Annotated in this window: 20 protein-coding genes; 9 read left to right on the forward strand and 11 right to left on the reverse strand. The window is 63.4% G+C overall.

Annotation, left to right across the window (positions count from 1 at the left end):
- Window positions 1-77 precede the first annotated feature (77 nt).
- The 7 genes from ubiA to recG form a co-directional block, all read right to left on the reverse strand.
- Window positions 78-941 carry a 4-hydroxybenzoate octaprenyltransferase gene (gene ubiA / locus A3AC_RS0122545; protein ID WP_025601596.1) on the reverse strand — a complete coding sequence of 288 codons (864 nt, stop codon included), beginning with the start codon at window positions 939-941 and terminating at the stop codon, window positions 78-80.
- 267 nt (window positions 942-1208) lie between these two features.
- Window positions 1209-1697 carry a Dps family protein gene (locus tag A3AC_RS0122550; RefSeq protein ID WP_013338077.1) on the reverse strand — a complete coding sequence of 163 codons (489 nt, stop codon included), beginning with the start codon at window positions 1695-1697 and terminating at the stop codon, window positions 1209-1211.
- A gap of 199 nt (window positions 1698-1896) precedes the next feature.
- Complete coding sequence (locus A3AC_RS30790; RefSeq protein ID WP_198018028.1) at window positions 1897-2058, reverse strand: hypothetical protein; 162 nt, start codon at window positions 2056-2058, stop codon at window positions 1897-1899.
- Window positions 2059-2121: 63 nt separating this feature from the next.
- Window positions 2122-3576 (reverse strand): catalase, encoded by a 1455-nt coding sequence (locus A3AC_RS0122560; protein WP_025601598.1) that lies wholly within the window; start codon window positions 3574-3576, stop codon window positions 2122-2124.
- A gap of 104 nt (window positions 3577-3680) precedes the next feature.
- Window positions 3681-3818: a hypothetical protein gene (locus A3AC_RS30795; RefSeq protein ID WP_198018029.1), complete on the reverse strand. Its 138-nt coding sequence runs from the start codon at window positions 3816-3818 to the stop codon at window positions 3681-3683.
- Window positions 3819-4011: 193 nt separating this feature from the next.
- Complete coding sequence (locus tag A3AC_RS0122570) at window positions 4012-4971, reverse strand: LysR substrate-binding domain-containing protein (RefSeq protein WP_013338073.1); 960 nt, start codon at window positions 4969-4971, stop codon at window positions 4012-4014.
- Between the two features lie 156 nt (window positions 4972-5127).
- Complete coding sequence (recG, locus tag A3AC_RS0122575) at window positions 5128-7335, reverse strand: ATP-dependent DNA helicase RecG (RefSeq protein WP_025601600.1); 2208 nt, start codon at window positions 7333-7335, stop codon at window positions 5128-5130.
- Between the two features lie 170 nt (window positions 7336-7505).
- On the opposite strand from recG, the gene queA reads away from it, so the two are divergent.
- The 5 genes from queA (at window position 7506) to secF (ending at window position 13523) form a co-directional block, all read left to right on the forward strand.
- On the forward strand, window positions 7506-8564 hold the full coding sequence (gene queA, locus A3AC_RS0122580; protein WP_025601602.1) for a tRNA preQ1(34) S-adenosylmethionine ribosyltransferase-isomerase QueA: 1059 nt from the start codon (window positions 7506-7508) through the stop codon (window positions 8562-8564).
- 111 nt (window positions 8565-8675) lie between these two features.
- The gene (gene tgt / locus A3AC_RS0122585; RefSeq protein ID WP_025601604.1) at window positions 8676-9851 is read left to right on the forward strand and encodes a tRNA guanosine(34) transglycosylase Tgt; all 1176 of its coding nucleotides are present in this window, start codon (window positions 8676-8678) and stop codon (window positions 9849-9851) included.
- 198 nt (window positions 9852-10049) lie between these two features.
- Window positions 10050-10379, forward strand: coding sequence for a preprotein translocase subunit YajC (gene yajC / locus A3AC_RS0122590; RefSeq protein ID WP_013338069.1), 330 nt, complete (start codon window positions 10050-10052; stop codon window positions 10377-10379).
- Between the two features lie 115 nt (window positions 10380-10494).
- Window positions 10495-12555 (forward strand): protein translocase subunit SecD, encoded by a 2061-nt coding sequence (secD, locus tag A3AC_RS0122595; protein WP_025601607.1) that lies wholly within the window; start codon window positions 10495-10497, stop codon window positions 12553-12555.
- Window positions 12556-12572: 17 nt separating this feature from the next.
- Window positions 12573-13523 (forward strand): protein translocase subunit SecF, encoded by a 951-nt coding sequence (gene secF, locus A3AC_RS0122600; protein ID WP_025601608.1) that lies wholly within the window; start codon window positions 12573-12575, stop codon window positions 13521-13523.
- 133 nt (window positions 13524-13656) lie between these two features.
- On the opposite strand, the gene A3AC_RS0122605 is transcribed toward secF, so the two are convergent.
- The 4 genes from A3AC_RS0122605 to A3AC_RS0122620 all read right to left on the reverse strand — a co-directional run bounded on the left by A3AC_RS0122605 (window position 13657) and on the right by A3AC_RS0122620 (window position 17045).
- Window positions 13657-14934, reverse strand: coding sequence for an MFS transporter (locus tag A3AC_RS0122605; protein WP_025601609.1), 1278 nt, complete (start codon window positions 14932-14934; stop codon window positions 13657-13659).
- A 348-nt stretch (window positions 14935-15282) separates the two neighbouring features.
- On the reverse strand, window positions 15283-15849 hold the full coding sequence (locus A3AC_RS0122610; RefSeq protein ID WP_025601611.1) for a YceI family protein: 567 nt from the start codon (window positions 15847-15849) through the stop codon (window positions 15283-15285).
- 63 nt (window positions 15850-15912) lie between these two features.
- Window positions 15913-16476, reverse strand: coding sequence for a YceI family protein (locus tag A3AC_RS0122615; protein WP_025601613.1), 564 nt, complete (start codon window positions 16474-16476; stop codon window positions 15913-15915).
- A gap of 8 nt (window positions 16477-16484) precedes the next feature.
- Window positions 16485-17045: a cytochrome b gene (locus tag A3AC_RS0122620; protein WP_025601615.1), complete on the reverse strand. Its 561-nt coding sequence runs from the start codon at window positions 17043-17045 to the stop codon at window positions 16485-16487.
- Window positions 17046-17421: 376 nt separating this feature from the next.
- Between A3AC_RS0122620 and A3AC_RS0122625 the strand changes: the two genes are divergently transcribed.
- The 4 genes from A3AC_RS0122625 to A3AC_RS0122640 are packed head-to-tail and all read left to right on the forward strand — an operon-like array spanning window position 17422 to window position 21284.
- Window positions 17422-18201 (forward strand): paraquat-inducible protein A, encoded by a 780-nt coding sequence (locus A3AC_RS0122625; RefSeq protein WP_025601617.1) that lies wholly within the window; start codon window positions 17422-17424, stop codon window positions 18199-18201.
- Entirely contained in the window at window positions 18198-18848 is a 651-nt protein-coding gene (locus A3AC_RS0122630) for a paraquat-inducible protein A (RefSeq protein ID WP_025601619.1), read from the forward strand. Before A3AC_RS0122625 ends, A3AC_RS0122630 begins: the two co-directional genes overlap by 4 nt.
- Window positions 18841-20499 carry a PqiB family protein gene (locus A3AC_RS0122635; RefSeq protein ID WP_025601620.1) on the forward strand — a complete coding sequence of 553 codons (1659 nt, stop codon included), beginning with the start codon at window positions 18841-18843 and terminating at the stop codon, window positions 20497-20499. The genes A3AC_RS0122630 and A3AC_RS0122635 overlap by 8 nt, the downstream gene beginning before the upstream one ends.
- Window positions 20496-21284: a PqiC family protein gene (locus tag A3AC_RS0122640; protein WP_025601622.1), complete on the forward strand. Its 789-nt coding sequence runs from the start codon at window positions 20496-20498 to the stop codon at window positions 21282-21284. The genes A3AC_RS0122635 and A3AC_RS0122640 overlap by 4 nt, the downstream gene beginning before the upstream one ends.
- Window positions 21285-21322: the final 38 nt, after the last annotated feature.

The raw sequence follows: 21322 nt of genomic DNA on the forward strand, positions 1-21322 counted from the left end.
CGGCGTCTATTGGAGAGAGTCGACAACAGTGGACAGCGCGCGACGGCGGCAATCGCCGCCCGTTGCCCGCTTAAAACCTAAAACGAAGCCATCGCATAATGCGCGGCAATGCCGACGAACAAGGCGCCGCCCAGCCAGTTGTTGTGCAGGAATGCCTTGAAGCACGGCATCCGCTCTCGGTTGCGGATCAGCGTGTAGTGATAGACCGCGCAGCCCGCGGCAACCGTCCATCCGACCCAGTACAGCAAGCCGAAACCGAGCAGCACGCCGATGCCGACGTAGATGCCGAGCGTCGCCGCATAGCAGAGCATGATCGCCGCCACGTCGAAGCGGCCGAATGTGAGCGCCGAGGTGCGAATGCCGATCTTGATGTCGTCGTCGCGATCGACCATTGCATATTCGGTGTCGTACGCGACCGACCAGAACACGTTGGCGAGCAGCATGACCCACGCGAGCATCGGCACCTGGTTTTGCACAGCCGCGAATGCCATGGGAATGCCAAAGCCAAATGCGATGCCGAGATAAGCCTGCGGGATCGCAAAGAAGCGCTTCGTGAACGGATACGAGCCCGCGACGAACAGCGCGGCCACCGACAGTTCCTTTGTCAGCGTGTTGAGCGGCAGGATCAGGAGGAACGCCAGCAACGACAGCCCGGCCGCGAGCGCCACTGCTTCCCACGCCTTGATCTTGCCCGAGGTAATCGGACGATTTTCGGTGCGCTTCACGTAGCGGTCGAAATCGCGATCCGCGTAGTCGTTGATCGCGCAACCGGCCGAGCGCATCAGCACGGTGCCTAGCGTAAAGATTACGAGCAGCGGCCAGGACGGATGACCGTCGGAGGCGATCCACAGCGCGTTGAGCGTCGGCCATAGCAGCAGCAGGCTGCCGATAGGCTTGTCCATGCGCACGAGGCGCAGATAGAGGGGAAGTCGGGCGAACATGACGGACTCGGCGGATGCGGGTGGGTTGCGATGACGGTGCCGTTATTTTACGGGATGCGAGCGAGAGTCTCGCGCGGACGTGGGCGCGGCGCGGGAACGGGCGTGGGCGCAGCGAAGCAATCAGCGTTTGCGCCCCCAGCCGCAGGCCTAAAGCCTGCGCGAGAAAAACAAAGCCTCCCGCTAAGGGAGGCTTTGTTCATTGCATCAGCCTGTGTCCGGCACATCGGCTTGTCCAAGCCGGCCCGAACGGGCATCAAATCGAAACGATCAAGCCAGCATCGAGCGCAGCATCCACGCCGTCTTTTCATGCGTCTGCATACGCTGGGTCAGCAGGTCGGCGGTGGGCTCGTCGTTGGCCGCTTCCGTCGACGGGAAAATCGCGCGCGCCGTGCGCACCACGGCTTCCTGACCTTCCACCAGCTGACGGATCATCTCTTCCGCGGAAGGCACGCCGTCCGCTTCAGGAATCGACGACAGCTTGGCGAAATCCTTGTAGCTGCCCGGTGCATGCACGCCCAGCGCGCGAATCCGTTCAGCAATCGAATCCACAGCCAGCGCCAGCTCGTTGTATTGCGTTTCGAACATCAGGTGCAGCGTGTTGAACATCGGACCCGTCACGTTCCAGTGGAAGTTGTGGGTCTTCAGGTACAGCGTGTAAGTGTCTGCCAGCAGACGCGACAGACCTTCCGCGATCTTCTTGCGGTCCTTGTCGCTAATCCCGATATTGACGTGCTGTACAGCTTCTTTTTTGGCCATGATGACTCCTTCGAAGAGTGATACGAACCGGCAGTGAAGTAACGGCGTGCCAAGGGCCCGCTAATATCAGGCCCGGCGAAACGAGCGTTCGACAGTTTATCTTAGAAAGGCGGAATGTTCGTGTGGCGTGTCGCCACTGCGCCGTCAGGCGTGCGCCCTCTGCAATGCGCGTGTGAAGGCTCGCTCAGACTCGCACCGCTCAACCGCCAAACACATGTTGCAGCGCTTGTGCCGCGATCACCGCGAAACCGCTTGTCACGATCGCGAAGCCAACGGCTCTGCGCAACTTGAGCGCATGCTGCTGTTGCGCGCGATGCCCGGCCGACGCTCTGCCGATAGTGACTTTCATCATCTCGATCATCAACGTGCTCCGGTTTGTATCGATACTCGCGGGACGCCCACGCGCCCCGCTTCGCTTACCGCGTTACTTCTTGCCGCCTTCCGCGAGTTCGGCCATTGCCGCGATCACGCCTTCGGCATAAGCCGGATCGATGCGGCGGAAATGCTCGACCGCACGCGCGACGATCTCCTGCGGCACACCGTTGATATGACGCGCGATGTTGCCAAAGAGGCGCTCGCGCTGCGCCGCGTCGAACAGTGCAAACAGCATGCCCGGCTGCGTGTAGTAGTCGTCATCCGCGCGGTGGTCATAACGATCGACCACGCCCGCTGCGAGCGGCGGCTCCGACGCGTTGGCGTCCTGAGCAAAGTCGCCGAAGCGGTTCGGCTCGTAGTTCACGTTGCCGCCGAGGTTGCCGTCCGTGCGCATCGCGCCGTCGCGATGGAAAGAATGCGGGCTCGGCACACGCGACGCGTTCACCGGAATCTGATGGTGATTGATGCCGAGGCGATAGCGCTGCGTGTCGCCGTACGAGAACAAACGCCCTTGCAACAGACGGTCCGGCGAGAAGCCGATGCCCGGCACCACGTTGGCCGGCGTGAACGCTGCCTGCTCGACATCCGCGAAATAGTTGGCCGCGTTGCGGTTCAGTTCGATCGTGCCGACGTCGATCAGCGGGTAATCTTTCTGCGACCACACTTTCGTGATGTCGAACGGATTGAAGCGATACGCCGCCGCTTCCGCCTCCGGCATCACCTGGATTGCAAAGCGCCACTTCGGGAAATTGCCTTCGTCGATGCTGCCGACCAGATCGCGCTGCGCGCTTTCGCGGTCTTGCGCGACCACCTGTGCCGCTTCTGAATCGGTGAAATTTTCAATGCCTTGCAGCGACTTGAAGTGGAACTTCACCCAGAAACGCTCGTTGTTCGCGTTGATGAACGAGTACGTGTGCGAACCGAAGCCATGCATCTGGCGGTAGTTCTTTGGAATGCCGCGATCGCTCATGAGGATCGTGACCTGATGCATCGACTCGGGATGCCGTGTCCAGAAATCCCACGCGGCGATGTTGCTGCGCAGGTTGGTGTAGGGGTCGCGCTTTTGCGTGTGGATGAAATCGGGGAACTTCAACGGATCGCGAATGAAGAACACCGGCGTGTTGTTGCCGACCACGTCCCAGTTGCCTTCTTCCGTATAGAACTTGATCGAGAAGCCGCGCACGTCGCGTTCGGCGTCGGCTGCGCCGCGCTCGCCCGCCACCGTCGAAAAGCGCATGAAGAGCGGCGTTTCCTTGCCGACCTGGGCGAATACTTTGGCCTTGGTGTAGCGGGAGATGTCGTGCGTCACCTTCAGTGTGCCGAATGCGCCCGAGCCTTTCGCGTGAACGCGGCGCTCGGGAATCACTTCGCGGTCGAAATGCGCGAGCTTTTCGAGCAGCCACACGTCTTGCAGGACAACCGGGCCGCGCACGCCGGCGGTCATCGAATTCTGGTTATCGGCGACGGGCGCGCCGGCGGCATTGGTGAGCTTACGTTCGGACATGCGGGACTCCTGGATGATTTTCGTTAAGGCGGATTGTGGGAGAAGCGCGGCAAGGCAACGCCGAAATCTATGCAGGCAAACTGTGCGGGCACATCGCCCGACAATTACGCGGACAGGGCCCGGTCGACCAGCAACGACAGCGCGACCGTGCGCATGCCCTGCATGGCCGCCGCAAAACCCGCTTGGGCAGCGCCTGGCTCAGCAGCGAAAGTGGCAGTTTGCGGCAGATTCGATTGCGTCATGATGTCCTCCGGTTGCGAGTGATCGGGCGATCCATGCAGACGACTATATCAAGGCTATCGGATTCGTGTATTTTATAAATTTAATCTATCTGATAGGCGCTCGTGTGCCGGTGGAGACGCGTGGCGGCGGACCCGCCAGGCGGGCGCGCTGCCCTCGAAGGTGCCGGCGCGCCGCCAACCAACCGCCAGCCGTTCAGTTCACGGCAACCGGCAGATCGAGCTTCTTTACGCCCGGAAGGTCGCAAGCGCTGATTGCATCGCAGATCGCGTCGATGGCGGGCATCCGCGTGAAGCTCTTGCGCCACGCCAGCACGACGCGGCGGTCGGGCACCGGCTCGTCGAACGGAACATAGGAGAGCAGGCCGGAGTCGATGCCGCCCGCGTGCGGCTTCACCTCGTGCACCGACATGCGCGGCAGCACAGTAATGCCCACGCCGCTCGCCACCATATGGCGGATCGTTTCAAGCGACGATCCCTCGAACGTCTTCTGGATGCCGTCCGCGTTCTGCGAGAAACGCATCAGTTCCGGGCAAACGCCCAGCACATGGTCGCGGAAGCAGTGACCGCTGCCGAGCAGCAGCATGGTTTCCTGCTTGAGGTCGTCGGCGTCGATTTTCGGGCGGTTTTCCCACGCGTGACCCGACGGCAGCGCGACGACAAACGGCTCGTCGTAGAGCGGACGCAGCATCAGCCCGGTCTCCGGAAACGGCAGCGCCATGATGGCGACGTCGATCTCGCCCTGCTTGAGCAGTTCGATCAGCTTGAGCGTGTAATTTTCCTGCAGCATCAAGGGCATTTGCGGGACGCGCTTGATCATCTGCTTGACGAGCGTGGGCAGCAGGTACGGCCCGATCGTATAGATGACGCCAAGCCGCAGCGGTCCGACGAGCGGGTCTTTACCCTGCTTGGCGATTTCCTTGATGGCGAGCGTCTGTTCCAGCACTCGCTGCGCCTGGGTGACGATCTGCTCGCCGATGGGCGTGACACTCACTTCACTCGTGCCGCGCTCGAAAATCTGCACATTGAGCTCGTCTTCGAGCTTCTTGATTGCCACAGACAACGTCGGCTGGCTGACAAAACATGCTTCGGCGGCCCGGCCAAAGTGCCGCTCGCGGGCCACGGCGACGATGTACTTCAATTCGGTGAGCGTCATTGAGGGACCAATCAGTGCGATGGATTCGATAGGTTCTAGTTATACACCCATAGGGTCGGTTCGCCAACCTGGTTCGCTGCGTTTCGGCTTTTCGATGTCTGCGAAATCGGCCAGCGGGCGCGGCAAAGTCGACGTGCGCGGCTTGGTTTCCCAGGCTTATGCCTTCAGGTAGTGCTCGCGCGCCCCGAGCCAGCGCGCCAGATGCTGCGTGACCACGTGCGGGTATTGCTCGAGCAAGGCGGCGGCCGCTTCGCGCGCGGGCTCGATCAGCCATTGATCGTTTTGCAGATCGGCGAACCGCAGCATCGCCGCGCCGGACTGCCGTGCGCCGAGAAACTCGCCGGGGCCGCGAATCTCGAGATCGCGGCGCGCGATTTCGAAACCGTCGGTGGTCTCGCGCATGGTTTGCAGGCGGGCGCGGGCCGTCATCGAAAGAGGACCGGTGTAGAGCAGCACGCACACCGACGCCGCGCTGCCGCGCCCCACCCGCCCGCGCAACTGGTGCAATTGTGCGAGGCCGAAGCGCTCGGCGTGCTCGATCACCATCAGGGACGCGTTCGGCACGTCGACGCCGACTTCGATCACCGTGGTCGCGACCAGCAGTTGCACTTCGTTGCGCGTGAACGCATCCATCACCGCGGCCTTCTCGGCCGGCGCGAGACGGCCGTGCACCAGTCCCACCTTCAGTTCCGGCAGCGCCGCGACCAGCGTTTCGTAAGTTTCGACGGCAGTCTGCAATTGCAGCGTCTCGCTTTCCTCGATCAGCGGACAGACCCAATAGACCTGCCTCCCGGTCAGCGCGGCTTCGCGCACGCGGCCGATCACTTCCTCGCGACGTGCGTCGGAGATGAGCTTGGTAAGGATCGGCGTGCGTCCGGGCGGCAATTCGTCGATGGTCGAGACGTCCAGATCCGCGTAATAGGTCATGGCGAGCGTGCGTGGAATCGGCGTGGCCGACATCATCAGCTGATGCGGCTGGAAATCGCGCGCGCCGTCGGCCGCATTACGGGCTTTGGCGCGCAGCGCAAGCCGCTGCGCGACGCCGAAGCGGTGCTGTTCGTCGACGATCACGAGCCCGAGCCGGGCGAATTCCACGGTGTCCTGAATGATCGCGTGCGTGCCGATCACGAGTTGCGCGGTGCCGAGCGCGGCCGCCTCGATGGCCGCGCGCTTTTCCCGGGTCTTCAGACTGCCCGCGAGCCACGCGACGCTCACGCCGAGCGGCTCCAGCCAGCCGCGCAGCTTGCGCGCGTGCTGTTCGGCGAGGATTTCGGTGGGCGCCATCAGCGCGGCCTGATAACCCGCGTCGATCGCCTGCGCGGCGGCCAGTGCCGCGACGACCGTCTTGCCGCTGCCGACGTCGCCTTGCAAAAGCCGCTGCATCGGATGCGGCTGCGTCAGATCGAGCGCGATCTCACCGCCCACGCGCTCCTGCGCCTTCGTCAGCGAAAACGGCAGCGCTTTCAGCAAACGCGCGACCAGCGCGGATTCGTCGCCGAGCTTGCGGCGCGGCATGGCCGGCGCGGTGCGCATGCGGCGTTCCTCGTGCGCGCGCTTGAGCGACATCTGCTGCGCGAGCAACTCCTCGAACTTGATGCGCACCCACGCCGGATGCGTGCCGTCAATCAACGCGGTCTCGTCGGATTGCGCGCCCGGATGATGTAGCGTGCGCACGGCGTCCATCAGCGACGGCACGCCGAGCGGCTCCAACCATTGTCGCGCGACGGCTTCGGGCAACAACTCCGGCAACGACGTGCGCGACAACGCGTTGTCGATCGCCTTGCGCAGATACGCCTGCGTCACGCCTGCTGTGCTCGGATAAACCGGCGTGAGCGCCTGCGGCAGCGGCGTGTCTGCGTCGACGACGCGCACCGCCGGATGCACCATCTCCATCCCGAAGAAGCCGCCCCGGACGTCGCCGCGCACGCGCAGCCGCGCGCCGATCGCCATCTGCTTGACCTGCGAGCCGTAGAAGTTGAGAAAGCGCAGCACGAGCTCGTCGCCGGCATCGTCGCGCAGCTTGACGAGCAGCTGGCGGCGCGGCCGATAGGCGATCTCATTGTCGAAGACCACGCCTTCGGTTTGCGCGATGCCGCCGGGTAGCAGATGGCCAATTGGTGTGAGTGAGGTTTCGTCCTCGTAGCGCATCGGCAGATGCAGCACGAGGTCGATGTCGCGCGTGAGGCCCAGCTTGGCGAGTTTGTCGGCGGTTTTCACCGCGGGCTTCGCCGTGGCCTTGGTGGATGCCTTGGCCGCAGACTTCGCCGCGGGTTGCGCCGACTCGCCGTCTCGCGCGACGCGGGCTGCCGGGTCGGCGCTCACTTCATCGGTAGCGGAAGGCAATCGGCGGTCGGACAAAGGCATGGGCTGCTTCGCAAGTACAATATCGGCTGTCAAAAAGTAACGAAGGCTACGCGGCTGTCTGCTCGCCGCGCAAGCGCGCGGGCTCGCGGGGCGCCGCGGCGTCCCGCAATCATAGCCGCCCGGCCGAGGCTTCGGCTCAATTCAGTCTCCATTCGCTTCCAGTGGTTCGCATGTTTACGCTTTCCGATTTCGATTTCGATCTGCCGCCCGAGCTGATCGCGCAAGTCGCGCTGCCCGAGCGCAGCGCGAGCCGCCTGCTCGAGGTCGACAACGCGGCCGACGCCGATCGCGCCGCGCGTCTCACCGACCGCCGCTTCTCCGAGTTGCCCGAATGCATTTGCGCCGGCGATCTGCTGGTCTTCAACGATACCAAAGTCCTGAAGGCGCGCTTCCTCGGCCAGAAGGCCAGTGGCGGCAAGATCGAAGTGCTGGTAGAGCGCCTGACCGGCGAGCGCACGGCCCTCGCGCAGATTCGCGCGAGCAAGAGCCCGCAGCCGGGCACCACGATCCGTCTGGCCGAAGCGTTCGACGTGACCGTCGGCGAGCGCGTCGAACCGTTCTACACGCTGCACTTCCCCGCCGACTGCCTGACGCTCATCGAGCAGTACGGGCGCTTGCCGTTGCCGCCCTACATCGAGCACGACCCCGACGCCGTCGACGAAACCCGCTATCAGACCGTGTACGCGCAAAATCCCGGCGCGGTCGCGGCGCCCACGGCGGGCCTGCATTTCGACGACGCGCTGTTCGAGCGGCTCGACGCTCGCGGCGTGGAACGCGCGACGCTCACGCTGCACGTCGGCGCAGGCACGTTCCAGCCTGTGCGCGTCGAGAACCTGGCCGAGCATAAGATGCACCGCGAGTGGTATCACCTGCCGCAATCGCTCGCCGACAAGATCGCCGCGACCAAGGCGCGCGGCAACCGGGTGATCGCGGTGGGCACCACGTCGATGCGCGCGCTCGAAGCCGCCGCACGCGACGCGGAAGCCGCCGGCAGGCCGCTTGCCGCCGCGAGCACGGAAACCGATATTTTCATCACCCCCGGCTATCGCTTCCGCGTGGTCGACCGGCTGGTGACGAATTTTCATCTGCCGAAGTCGACACTGCTGATGCTCGTGTCGGCGTTTGCTGGCGTGGAGACGATCCGCGCCGCGTATCGTCATGCAATCGAGCAACGCTATCGTTTTTTCAGCTATGGCGACGCAATGCTGCTGACACGGCGCGACGGTTGATCTGACGCACGGCTTCCTGTTTTCGTAGTTCTTCGAGGCCGCCGCGAACATTCGCGGCGGTGTTTTCTTATCGCGCCGGACTGTCTTCCGGTTGCTTTTGGAGTTATCTCAATGACCACCGGTCATCCACTACAACAACCCGCCGACGGCCTTAAATTCGAACTGCTCGGCACAGACGGTGAGGCGCGCCGCGGCCGCGTCACGCTGAATCACGGCGTGGTCGAAACGCCGATCTTCATGCCGGTCGGCACCTATGGCACCGTGAAAGCGGTGCAGCCGCGCGAGCTCGAGGAAATGCACGCACAGATCATCCTCGGCAATACGTTTCACCTGTGGCTGCGCCCGGGGCTCGAAACCATCGCCGCGCACGGCGGCCTGCATGGCTTCATGGGCTGGAAAAAGCCGATCCTGACCGACTCCGGCGGCTTTCAGGTGTTCTCGCTCGGCGACCTGCGCAAGATCACTGAAGACGGCGTGACGTTCGCGTCGCCGATCAACGGCGACAAGCTGTTTCTGTCACCGGAAGTGTCGATGCAGATTCAGAAAGTGCTGAATTCGGACATCGTCATGCAGTTCGACGAATGCACGCCCTACGCGACCAACGACGTGCCGACGTCCCATGAGGAAGCGGCCGACTCGATGCGTATGTCGATGCGCTGGGCGCAACGCTCGATCGACGAATTCCGCCGGCTCGGCAACCCGAATGCGCTGTTCGGCATCGTCCAGGGCGGCATGTTCGAGGACCTGCGCGACGAGTCGCTCGCGGGCCTCGCCGAGAAGGATTTTCACGGCCTGGCCATCGGCGGGCTGTCGGTCGGCGAGCCGAAAGAAGACATGATGCGCGTGCTCAACCATATCGGCCCGAAGCTGCCGGCCAGCAAGCCGCATTACCTGATGGGCGTCGGCACGCCGGAAGATCTGGTGGCGGGCGTCGCGGCCGGCGTCGACATGTTCGACTGCGTGATGCCGACCCGCAACGCGCGCAACGGCTGGCTCTTCACGCGCTTTGGCGACATCAAGATCCGCAATGCCACGCACAAGAATTCGTTGCGCCCGCTCGACGAGCAATGCGGCTGCTACACATGCCGAAATTTCAGCCGCGGATATCTGCATCATCTGCATCGCGTCGGGGAAATTCTGGGCGCGCAGCTGAATACGATTCACAACCTGCACTACTACCTCGAACTCATGCAGGAAATGCGCGACGCGATCGACGCAAAAACGTTCGAACCGTTCCGCAAGCGCTTTCACGAGAACCGCGCACGCGGCATCGACGACGCGCCGTGACGGCAAACGCTGTCGGATCAAGCGAATCAATCCGTCAGCGGCTTGCGGAAAACCTTACAATCCACTTTCGCGGACGGCGAAAAACGGCTTTAAGCGGTTGATCGCAAAGCCGAATCGCCGCGCCGACGCGCGCGATGCCGGTGGTAGAATAACCGGCTGATTTTTTTGATTGAATTGATCTATAACGGAGAGACCAACGTGTCGTTCATTTCCAATGCCTTCGCCCAAGGCACCGCAGCAGGTGGCGTTGAGTCGAATCTGATGAGCTTCCTGCCGCTGATCCTGATGTTCGGCGTGCTGTACTTCATCATGATTCGCCCGCAAATGAAGCGCCAGAAGGAACATCGCAACATGCTCGCCGCAATGGCCAAGGGCGACGAAGTGGTGACGAATGGCGGCATCGTCGGCAAGGTGACCAAGGTGGGCGAGGCTTACGTCGGCGTCGAAATCTCGGAAGGTACGGAAATCACCGTGCAGAAAGCGTCGATCACGACGATTCTCCCGAAGGGCACGATCAAGTCGCTGTAAGGCCTGCTCTCGCGTCCGGCGCGGCCTCGCCGGCGATCCATGCAAACCTGCCGCGGATCGCCAGCGCTCATCGCCGGGCGCATCGCTTTCAAGCCAACCTCCCGTTGGACTACTCATGAATCGTTACCCCCTCTGGAAATATGCCGTGATGCTGGTGGCTCTTGTCATCGGCCTCGTGTACACGCTGCCCAACCTGTTCGGCGAAGCGCCGGCGGTGCAGGTGTCGAGCGGCAAGGCAACGGTCAAGCTCGACTCGACCACGCTGTCGGCGGTCGAAGGCGCGCTCGCAGCCAATCAGATCAAGCCGGAAGACGTCACGTTCGACAACTCGGCGACCAACGCGAACATTCGCGTGCGCCTCGTCGACACGGACACGCAGCTGCGCGTGAAAGACCTGCTGCAGAAGTCGCTGAACAGCGATCCGAGCGATCCGCAGTTCGTCGTTGCGCTGAACCTGCAAAGCGCGTCGCCGCGCTGGCTGACCGCGCTGCACGCGCTGCCCATGTACCTCGGCCTCGACTTGCGCGGCGGTGTGCACTTCCTGCTGCAGGTCGACATGGCGGGCGCGCTGAACAAGAAGCTCGACTCCGACGCTTCCGACGCGCGCACGCTCCTGCGCGACAACAATATCCGCGACGGCGGCGTGAACCGCGTCAACCAGACGGTGGTGATCAATTTCGCCGACCAGGCGACAGCGGACGCGGCGGCGAAGCAACTGGGCCGCAGCATCGGCGAGTTGCAATGGGCGTCGCAGAACGGTCCTGACGGCTCCGTGCAGCTCGTCGGCACCTTCACGCCGACGGTGCAAAAAGCCGTGCAGGACGCCGCGCTCAAGCAGAACATCACGACGCTGCATAATCGTGTGAACGAACTCGGCGTGGCCGAGCCCGTGATCCAGCAGCAAGGCTCCGACCGTATCGTGGTCGAACTGCCGGGCGTGCAGGACACGGCGAAGGCGAAAGACATCATCGGCCGCACGGCGACGCTCGAAGCGCGTCTCGCCGATCCGGTCAACACGCATCCGAATCCGTCCGATCCGGTTCCGCCGGGCGACGAGCTGTTCACGCAAGGCAATCAGACGCCGGTGTTGCTGAGAAAGCAGATCATCTTCACTGGCGACCGGATTATCGACGCGTCGGCGGGCTTCGACGAACATCAGCGCCCATCCGTCAACATTCGCCTCGACTCGGCCGGCGGACGCGCGGTGCGCAGCGTGTCGCGCGACAACATCGGCAAGCCGATGGCCATGGTGCTGTTCGAAAAGGGCAAGGGCGAGGTGCTGACGGTCGCGACCATCCAGTCGGAACTGGGCGACCGCTTCCAGATCACTGGGCAGCCGACGCCGCAGGCCGCCGCCGACCTCGCGCTGCTGTTGCGCGCCGGTTCGCTCGCGGCGCCGATGGAGATCATCGAGGAACGCACGATCGGTCCGAGCCTTGGCGCCGACAACATCAAGAAGGGCTTCCACTCGGTCGTGTGGGGTTTCGCGGCTATCGCCGTCTTCATGATCGCGTACTACATGCTGTTCGGCGTGATCTCGATGATCGGCCTGTCCGTGAACCTGCTGCTGCTGATCGCAGTGCTGTCCATGCTGCAGGCCACGCTCACGTTGCCGGGCATCGCCGCTATCGCGCTCGCGCTCGGTATGGCGATCGACGCCAACGTGCTGATCAACGAACGCGTGCGTGAAGAACTGCGCAACGGCGCGCCGCCGCAACTGGCCATCCAGAACGGCTACGCGCACGCATGGGCGACGATTCTCGACTCGAACGTCACTACGCTGATTGCGGGTGTCGCGCTTCTCGCGTTCGGCTCCGGGCCGGTGCGCGGCTTTGCGATCGTGCACTGTATCGGCATTCTCACGTCGATGTTCTCTGCGGTGTTCTTCTCGCGCGGTATCGTCAACCTCTGGTACGGCGGCAAGAAGAAGCTGAAGACGCTGGCAATCGGCCAGGTGTGGCGCCCGGACACGGCGCCCGCAGGCTCGGCTGCCTACCTCGGCAACAACGACGACGCCACCGACACCGCGCAAGCCATGCGCGCGGCAAGCGCAGCGGCTGCGAAGCCGAAAGCGCCGGCCGCGGCCGCCCAATCGCGCGCGGGCAAGCCGACCGTGCGTCGCCGCAACGCACCCGGCACGCCGGGTGCGTCGCAGAAACCGGGTTCATCCCGCTGAGTCCCGGAGAACAGATCATGGAATTTTTCCGCTTTCGCAAAGACATTCCGTTCATGCAGCGTGCGTTGATCTTCAACGCCATTTCGCTGCTGACGTTCCTCGCTGCCGTGTTTTTTCTCTTGCACCGCGGGCTGCATCTGTCGGTGGAATTCACCGGCGGCACGGTGATCGAAGTGCAGTATCCGGGCGCAGCGCCGCTTGATCCGGTGCGCGGCACGCTGAACAAGCTCGGCTACGCCGACGCGCAGGTGCAGAACTTCGGCACCTCGCGCGACGTGCTGATCCGTCTGCCGCTCAAGCAGGGCCTGACCTCCGCGCAGCAGAGCGATCAGGTGATGAGCGCGCTGAAAACCGACACGCCGCAGGTGCAGTTGCAGCGCGTCGAGTTCGTCGGCCCGCAGGTCGGCAAGGAACTCGCCACCGACGGGCTGCTCGCGCTCGCCTGCGTGGTGGTCGGCATCGTGATCTATCTGTCGTTCCGCTTCGAATGGAAGTACGCAGTGGCAGGCGTGATCGCGAACTTGCACGACGTGGTGATCATTCTTGGCTTTTTCGCGTTCTTCCAGTGGGAGTTCTCGCTGTCGGTGCTCGCCGCGGTGCTTGCGGTGCTCGGCTATTCGGTGAACGAGTCGGTGGTTATTTTTGACCGGATTCGCGAGACCTTCCGCCGCGAACGCAAGATGACGGTGATCGAAGTCATCAACCACGCGATCACCAGCACCATGTCGCGAACCATCATCACGCACGGCTGTACGCAGATGATGGTGCTGTCAATGTTCCTGTTCGGCGGTCCGACGCTGCACTACTTCGCCCTCGCGCTGACGGTCGGTATTCTGTTCGGTATCTACTCGTCGGTGTTCGTCGCCGCGGCGCTCGCCATGTGGTTCGGCGTGAAGCGCGAAGATCTGTTGAAGGACAAGAAGGAACGCGTCGATCCGAACGATCCGAACGCGGGCGCGCAGGTCTGAGCGCGCTTGATGACGGCGCTTGCTAAGGGCGCTTGCTAAGGGCGCTTGAAAGCCGCAATTGAGTGTCGCAATGAAAGAGGCCGGTTCGGGTTGAACCGGCCTTTTCGTTTTTGGCATTAGCGTCCCTGCCCGCCTACCGGAACCCCAACTTCCGTCTTGCCGCCACCAACGCCGCCACGCTGAGAAGCGCGGCGAAAATCAGGTAGTAACTCGGCGCAGCCTTGGAGCCCGTAAAGCTGATCAACCAGGCAATGATGAACGGCCCGAACCCGCCGAACACAGTCACCGCGATGTTATACGCGAGCGACATGCCGGTCGTGCGTGTCTGCACCGGGAACATCTCCGAGAGTAAACCCGGCAGCGCCGCGAAATAGCCGGTCATCAGAAAGCCGAGCACGACTTGCAGCGCGATCAGCGTGCCGAAGGTCGGATGCGCGACCAGATAGACGAACGCCGGGTAAATCAGCACGAGCAGCAGCAGTCCGGCGATCAGCATGATGGTGGTGCGTCCATGGCGATCCGACAGGTGCCCGACGAGCGGCGCGAACACCATCTGGATAAGCCCGGTCAGCGCGATAGCCGAGAACGCGACCGAAGGCGCAAGCCCCAGTTGCTTTACGCCGAAGGTCGGCATGAACAGCACAAGGTAAGTGGATACCGTGCCGAGCACCACCGTGCCGATCGCGATCACGAGCCGCAGCTTCTGGCTCGCGAACGTGTCGCGCAGCGGCGTGGTCGTAGTTTCCGCGGCGAGAAACTCGGGCGTTTCGTCGAGCTTCGTGCGGATGTACCAGGCAACCGGCCCGATCAGCAGCCCGAAGAAGAACGGCACGCGCCATCCCCAGGACGACATCTGCTCCGGCGTCAGACTGCCGGTCAGCACCACGCCGAAGGCCGCCGCGAGCAGCGTTGTGAGCCCCTGGCTTGCCACCTGCCAGCTCGCGAAAAAACCGCGCCGGCCCGGCACATGTTCCGCGAGGAAAGCCGTTGCGCTGCCGAATTCGCCGCCGGCCGAGAAACCTTGCATCAAACGCGCAAGCACCAGAATCAGCGGCGCCGCGAGGCCGATGCTCCGGTAGGTCGGCAAAACCGCGATGATCAGCGTGCCGCCCATCATCAGCAAAATTGACAGCGTGAGCGCCGCCTTGCGTCCGGCGCGGTCCGCGTACGCGCCAATCACAACAGCGCCGAGCGGCCGCATGAAGAACGATACGCCGAACGTGCCGAGGGTCAGGAGCAGCGACACGGTGTCGTTGCCGGCTGGAAAAAACAGCTTCGCGATCACCACCGCAAAAAAGCCGTAGACGACGAGATCGAACCATTCGAGCGCGTTGCCGATGGACGCGGCAATCACCGCCCGCCACGAATTTCTCCGGCTTCCCGCAAGGCTTGCTGCTGTCGTTGCGTTCATGCAGATCTCCATGTCGCGCGAATCTTATAGATGCGGGTTCAGGCCCGATTTCGCCGTATTGGATGCGCGCACAACCAATGCGGGTGCAACGCTTTATGTACCTGAAAAATTAAACCGAAGCGAGCGCGAAATTACGCAGCCGCCTCGTATAAGGCCTGCAGCCTTTGCGCATCCACTCTCGCGCCTCGTTCTTTCCCCGCAACGCCATGAAAAAACCGCTTCGTCGCGAAAGCGAGCGAAGCGGCCGGAGAAGCAATGAGGCGAGCGACGCAACCGGCGCCTCCGGTTTGGCTGCGCCGCAACCGCGGCGTCGACACCATCGAGAAGCGCCTGTGCGCACGGCGGGATTTACTGCTTGATGCCTTCAGCCTGAATATGCAGCTTGGTTTCCATGCTGAAACCATATTTGGTGCCGAAATCCATGCCGTAGTCGGCGCGGCTGAACTGGGCGCTCGCCTCGACGCCGCACACTTCGCGCTTGAGCATCGGGTGCGGCATGCACTTGAACGACTCGACCTTCAGATTGAGCGGCTTCGTCACGCCATGCAGCGTCAGGCTGCCGACCACTTCAGCCGGCTTGTCGCCGTCGAACCTGATTGACGTGCCTTTGTACGTCGCGGTGGGAAACTTCGCGACGTCGAAGAATTCCGCCTGTTTCAGATGGTCGTCGAGCTTGCCGTTTCCGGTCGAGATCGAAGCGGCGTCGACGTCGACCTCGACCGTGCCGGTTTTGGCCGCGCGGTCGAGCGTGACCGTGCCCGAGCTTTTGGTGAACTTGCCACGCCACACAGACAGACCGCCGAAGTGGTCCGCCTCGAAGCTCGGATAGGTGTGCGTGGGGTCGAGCTGATAAGTGTCGGCGGCGAATGCGCCAAGCGAAACGCAGGAGGCCAACGCGCCGGCGGCGATCAACATGGATGTCTTCAAGTCATGCTCCCAGTCAGGTAAAAACGGCTGCACTTGTACGCGCAGTCCAACTCACTTGCGTGCGGCTACGATATGAAACTTGATGACGACCTCATCAGCAACCACGGACGTGTCTTTCCACTCGCCGGTGCCAATATCGAACTGCGAGCGTTTGATCGGCAATGAACCGTCGAACGTCTGCGTCGAGCCTTGCTGCGTCACGGTGACAGGCACCACCACCGTCTGCGATTTGCCCTTGATGGTCAGTTTGCCCGTCACCTTGTACTGATTGCCGCCGGCCGGCGCAATAGCGCTCGAAACGAAGCTCGCGCTCGGATAGCTCTTCGCGTCGAACCATTCCTTGCCGCGCACCTGGTCGTTATAGGTTTCGTCGCCGAGATCGTAGCTCGACACGTCGATGTTCAGCTGCGCGCTGCCTTCGGCTGGCTTGGCCGGATCGAACTTGACCTGCGCGGTGAATTTGCCGAACTTGCCTTCGACGGGCACGTTCATCTGCTTCGACGTAGCCGTCACCGAGCTTTTGGCGGTGTCGACCTGGGCAAGCGCGGCGCCGGCTGCGCTCAGCGAGGCAGCGGCGAATGCAGCCAGCATGTAGCGATAAAACGAGACCTTCATGGTTGTCCTTATTTGAGGAAGGGAAGCATGCGCGACAGCAGGCCGTCGCGGTCCAGCCACTGATGCTTGAGCGCCGCCGCCACGTGCAGCCCGACCAGCACCAGCAACGTGTAGTTCAACGCGATATGGACGCTCTTGAGCAGTTCCTTCAGATGCGGGTCCGGCGCGATCAGCCGCGGCAGCGGAATCAGCCCGAGATAGACGACCGGCACGTTCGCCGCCGAGCTATACAGATAACCGGAGACGGGAATGGCGACCATCAGCGCATACAGCAGCAGATGCACGAGATGCGCGGCGCCGCGCTGCCACGCGGGCATGCGGCGCGGCATTGCCGGCGCGCCGTGCGTGGCGCGCCACAGAATGCGCAGGACAGCCAGCGCGAACACGGTCACGCCGATCCATTTGTGCCACGAAAAATAGCGCAGCTTGGTGGGCGTGAAGCCGGGGATGTCGGTCATCACCCAGCCGAGCGCAAAGCCGCAAACAATCAGCAATGCGATCAGCCAATGAAAGGCAATGGCGGTCCGAGTGTACGACTCCGAGCCACCGAATGAAGGATTGTGTGCCATGACAGGTCAACGCTTGCTAAGAGAGGTTAACGGCGCGGCACGCCCGGCTATTCCCCCGTCGATACAAAGTTCGTCGGCAGATCGCCTGGCGTCGCAGGCTTCGAGACGCGCCAGGCCGCCATGCTACCCGAAGCGGAAAAAGCCGGCTGCGATCACGAGCAATTTACCGAAAGGCAAATCGGCGTGCAGCCGGCCGCGCTGCTGAACAATTGGGGACGGAGGCTGTCAGAACGAGTGAATGGCCGGCGCTGTGCGCCAATGCGGCACTGCAACGCCTTTTGGTACTATTGCTGCACATTTTTTTACAACCCTGCAAGATCGACCCACATCGCGACCGGCATTGCACGCTTTCTCACCTATCGTTGGCCCCTGCCGTATGGAACATGACAACCTGATCGCGTGCCATGAATGCGATACGCTGTTCCGCAAGCCACGGCTTGTCGGGCGCAGGGTCGCCCGCTGTCCGCGCTGCGGCGCGACGCTCTACAGCGGCGTGTCGCGCAAGCTCGAGGGCATCAGCGCTATGACGCTTGCCGCGCTGATCACGTTTCTGATCGCGCAGGGATTTCCCATCGTCGAACTCGAAACCAATGGCATTACCTCGCAAACCACGCTGTTCGGCGCGCTCGTCGCACTGTGGAACGAGAACATGCAGATCGTCGCCGTCATGGTGTTCTGCTCGACCATTCTGTTTCCGCTCACCGAACTCGTCGCGCTGCTCTACGTGCTCGTGCCGCTGCGCGCAGGCTATGTGCCGGCCGGCTTTAACCGCGTATTGCGCGCGATCCAGTTTGTGCGGCCCTGGGGCATGATCGAAGTGTTCATGCTGGGCGTGCTCATCACCATCGTGAAGATGGTCAGTCTCGCGCGCGTGATTCCGGAGGCGGCGCTGTTCGCGTTCGGCGCGCTGACGCTCATGTTCGCCGTGGTCGTCACGTTCGATCCGCGCATTCTGTGGGACCTCGCCGACGAACTCGGCGCGCGCCGCCAGCGGCCCTTGCCGCGCACCTCGGCCGACAGCGCGGCGGCCGCGCTCGGCTCGCTGGCCGGCCCGCCCGCTGCGCCGCTGCCGCAACCCGACGAGGGCGCGGGCGGCCAGCCCGGCACAAGCGCCGGCACCCCGCCGGCGCCCGATCGAGGAAGGCCCGCGCAATGAAATACGTCACCGCGAAACGGGCCGGGCTGCTCGCCTGCCACGCGTGCGGGCGCGTCGAGCCGCGCATCCGCTCGGTCACGCCGCAACACTGCGGACGGTGCGGCGCGCGCCTGCATTCGCGCAATCCTGACAGCCTGATGCGCACGTGGGCGCTGCTGATCGCCGCGGCCTTGCTGTATATTCCGGCAAATTTGTTGCCGGTCATGCACACGTCGTCGCTGGTCGGTTCGGAGGACGACACCATCATGAGCGGCGTCGTCTACTTCTGGACATCCGGCGACTGGCCGCTCGCGGTGATCGTGTTCATCGCCAGCATCATGGTGCCGATGCTCAAGCTCACCGTGCTCGCGCTGCTCACCATTACCGCGCAGCGCCGCTCGCGCTGGCGGCCGCAGCAGCGCACCACGCTGTACCGGATGGTCGAACGCATTGGCCGCTGGTCGATGCTCGACGTGTTCGTCGTCACGCTGACAGTCGCGCTGGTGCGCTTCAAGTCGCTTGCCGTGATCACGGCCGGCCCGGGCGCGATTGCGTTCGGCTCGGTGGTGATCCTGACGATGATGGCATCCATGCAATTCGATCCACGGCTCATCTGGGACGACGTGGACGGCAGTACTCAAAAACCTCAGGATCTCGAACATGACTAGCCCGCAAGAACCGACGCCCGCCTCCGATGCGCCGCGCAACGATTCGAACGGACCCAGGCTACCGCCCCAACTGCCCGACCCCGACATCGAACCGCGCAGCCGCTGGCTGCCGTCGCTCGTCTGGGTGATTCCGCTGATTGCCGCGCTGATCGGCGTTGCGCTCGTCATCAAGTCGGTAACGGAAAAAGGCCCGACCATCAGCATCAGTTTCATCAGCGCGGAAGGGCTCGAGCCCGGCAAGACAAAGGTCAAGTACAAGGACGTCGACGTGGGCGCCGTCAAGTCCATCAAGTTGTCGAAAGACCTGTCGCACGTGCTCGTGCAAGTGCAGTTGACGAAGGAAGGCGAAGACTTCGCGGTCAAGGATTCGCGCTTCTGGGTCGTGCGGCCGCGCGTGGGCGCGAGCGGCGTGTCGGGTCTCACCACGCTGCTGTCGGGCGCCTATATCGGCGCTGACGCCGGCCATTCGCCGGACAGCGAGAAGGACTTCGTCGGGCTCGAGACGCCGCCGCCGGTAACCGGCGACCAGAAGGGCCACCAGTTCATCCTGCACGGCGATTCGCTCGGCTCGATCGACATCGGCTCGCCGATTTTTTATCGCCGCGTGCAGGTCGGCCAGGTGGTCGGTTTCTCGCTCGATAAGGACGGCACCGGCGTGACCATGCAGGTGTTCGTGTCCGCGCCGTTCGACCAGTACGTCGGCACGAATTCGCGCTGGTGGCATGCAAGCGGCGTGGATTTGCGGCTCGATTCCAGCGGCTTCAAGCTGAACACCCAATCGCTCGCGACGGTGATCGTCGGCGGTCTGTCGTTCCAGTCGCCGCCGGGACAGGGCGTGGGCGCGCAGGCGCCGAACAACATGACGTTCCGGCTGGGTTCCGACGAAGCCGACGCGATGCGCGAACCGGACGGCGTGCCGTTGCGCGTCGTGATGAACTTCAACCAGTCGCTGCGCGGCCTGTCGGTCGGCGCGCCGGTCGATTTCCGCGGCATCGTGCTCGGCCAGGTGACAAACATCGGCATCGACTACGATCCGAAGACGCGCAGCTTCACGATGCCGGTGACCATGAACGTTTATCCCGACCGCCTTGGCAGACGCTTCCGCGAAACCGCGCCCGCGCCGGGCAGCCTTGCCGGGCAGAACATGCTGCAACAACTGGTCAAGCACGGTCTGCGCGGCCAGTTGCGCACCGGCAATCTGATCACGAGCCAGTTGTACGTGGCGCTGGACATCTTCCCGAAGGCGCCTCCCGCTACCGTCGACGTTGCCAGCGATCCGCTCGAATTGCCGACCATTCCGAACACGCTCGACGAACTGCAGTTGCAGGTCGCCGACATCGCGAAGAAGCTCGACAAGGTGCCGTTCGACCAGATCGGCAACAACCTGAACAGCGCGCTGAAGAACGCCGACCAGCTGTTCAAGCGGCTGGATTCGGAAGTCGTGCCGCAGGCCCGCGACACGCTCGCCGCCGCGAAGCAGACCTTCTTCTCGGCCGAGGCGACCCTGCAGCAGGACTCGCCGTTGCAGTCGGACGTGCATCAGGCGTTGCAGGAATTGACGCGCACGCTGCAGTCGCTCAATGCGCTGTCCGATTATCTGGAGCGCCACCCGGAATCGTTGTTGCGCGGTAAAGCAGGAGATAAGCCATGATGTTCCCTCGACTCCTCAGCCGGCCGCGCACGCGCGCGCGCGGCGCTCTTGGTGGCGGCGCGCTCGCCGCTGCGCTTGCGCTCGCGGCGTGCGCGTCGCCGACGAGCCGCTTCTACACATTGGGTGACGTGAGCGGTCCTGCAACGGCAGCCGCAGCCGCGTCGGGCGTACGGACCTCCGCGGCCACGTCGCCTGCCTGGCTCATTGAAGTCGCGCCGATCGACGTGCCGCCGCAAGTCGCGAAGACCCAACTGGTCGTGCAAAGCGGACCGACGCAAGTGAAGGTGCTGGAGCAGGAGCGCTGGGCGTCGTTGCCCGGCGATGAATTGCGCCGGGCGCTGTCGACGAGTCTCACGCAGCAGCTCAATACGATCGACGTGTACGGCACCGCTTATTCCGATACGACGCCGGTGTATCGCGTGAGCATGAATGTGCAGCGGTTTGAATCGTGGCCCGGCTCGCATGCGCTGATCGATGCGGTGTGGAGCGTGAGGGCGGTGCGCAACACGGCTGTGATGACTTGCAGGAGTGTTGTCAGCGAGTCTGTCGGCAGTGGGTATGACTCGCTTGTCGATGGACATCGGCGGGCTTTGCAGCGGATTTCGGCGCAGGTGGCGGCGGCGGTGCAGGCAATGGCGGCGGCTTCTCCTGCGGCTTCGGCTACTGCGGCTTCGGCTACTGCGGCTTCCGCTCCTTCCGCGTCGCAAGGCGGCAAGCGGGTCGTTCGTGCGGCGGTGCCGGCTTGTCCGGCGGACATGTCGGCGGGATCGGTGGCTGCCGGGTAGGGCTTTCCCTCGCGGCGGTTTTTCGGTTCTCGAACAAA

Origin of the sequence: Burkholderia sp. WSM2230 (assembly GCF_000472445.1) — a bacterium.
Classification (GTDB): domain Bacteria; phylum Pseudomonadota; class Gammaproteobacteria; order Burkholderiales; family Burkholderiaceae; genus Paraburkholderia.

Bases quoted from the DNA above. Each gene is read 5' to 3' on its own strand.
- ubiA (WP_025601596.1), bottom strand. From the start codon at position 941: ATGTTCGCCCGACTTCCCCTCTATCTGCGCCTCGTGCGCATGGACAAG.
- A3AC_RS0122550 (WP_013338077.1), bottom strand. From the start codon at position 1,697: ATGGCCAAAAAAGAAGCTGTACAGCACGTCAATATCGGGATTAGCGAC.
- A3AC_RS30790 (WP_198018028.1), bottom strand. From the start codon at position 2,058: ATGATCGAGATGATGAAAGTCACTATCGGCAGAGCGTCGGCCGGGCAT.
- A3AC_RS0122560 (WP_025601598.1), bottom strand. From the start codon at position 3,576: ATGTCCGAACGTAAGCTCACCAATGCCGCCGGCGCGCCCGTCGCCGAT.
- A3AC_RS30795 (WP_198018029.1), bottom strand. From the start codon at position 3,818: ATGACGCAATCGAATCTGCCGCAAACTGCCACTTTCGCTGCTGAGCCA.
- A3AC_RS0122570 (WP_013338073.1), bottom strand. From the start codon at position 4,971: ATGACGCTCACCGAATTGAAGTACATCGTCGCCGTGGCCCGCGAGCGG.
- recG (WP_025601600.1), bottom strand. From the start codon at position 7,335: ATGCCTTTGTCCGACCGCCGATTGCCTTCCGCTACCGATGAAGTGAGC.
- queA (WP_025601602.1), top strand. From the start codon at position 7,506: ATGTTTACGCTTTCCGATTTCGATTTCGATCTGCCGCCCGAGCTGATC.
- tgt (WP_025601604.1), top strand. From the start codon at position 8,676: ATGACCACCGGTCATCCACTACAACAACCCGCCGACGGCCTTAAATTC.
- secD (WP_025601607.1), top strand. From the start codon at position 10,495: ATGAATCGTTACCCCCTCTGGAAATATGCCGTGATGCTGGTGGCTCTT.
- secF (WP_025601608.1), top strand. From the start codon at position 12,573: ATGGAATTTTTCCGCTTTCGCAAAGACATTCCGTTCATGCAGCGTGCG.
- A3AC_RS0122605 (WP_025601609.1), bottom strand. From the start codon at position 14,934: ATGAACGCAACGACAGCAGCAAGCCTTGCGGGAAGCCGGAGAAATTCG.
- A3AC_RS0122610 (WP_025601611.1), bottom strand. From the start codon at position 15,849: ATGTTGATCGCCGCCGGCGCGTTGGCCTCCTGCGTTTCGCTTGGCGCA.
- A3AC_RS0122615 (WP_025601613.1), bottom strand. From the start codon at position 16,476: ATGAAGGTCTCGTTTTATCGCTACATGCTGGCTGCATTCGCCGCTGCC.
- A3AC_RS0122620 (WP_025601615.1), bottom strand. From the start codon at position 17,045: ATGGCACACAATCCTTCATTCGGTGGCTCGGAGTCGTACACTCGGACC.
- A3AC_RS0122625 (WP_025601617.1), top strand. From the start codon at position 17,422: ATGGAACATGACAACCTGATCGCGTGCCATGAATGCGATACGCTGTTC.
- A3AC_RS0122630 (WP_025601619.1), top strand. From the start codon at position 18,198: ATGAAATACGTCACCGCGAAACGGGCCGGGCTGCTCGCCTGCCACGCG.
- A3AC_RS0122635 (WP_025601620.1), top strand. From the start codon at position 18,841: ATGACTAGCCCGCAAGAACCGACGCCCGCCTCCGATGCGCCGCGCAAC.
- A3AC_RS0122640 (WP_025601622.1), top strand. From the start codon at position 20,496: ATGATGTTCCCTCGACTCCTCAGCCGGCCGCGCACGCGCGCGCGCGGC.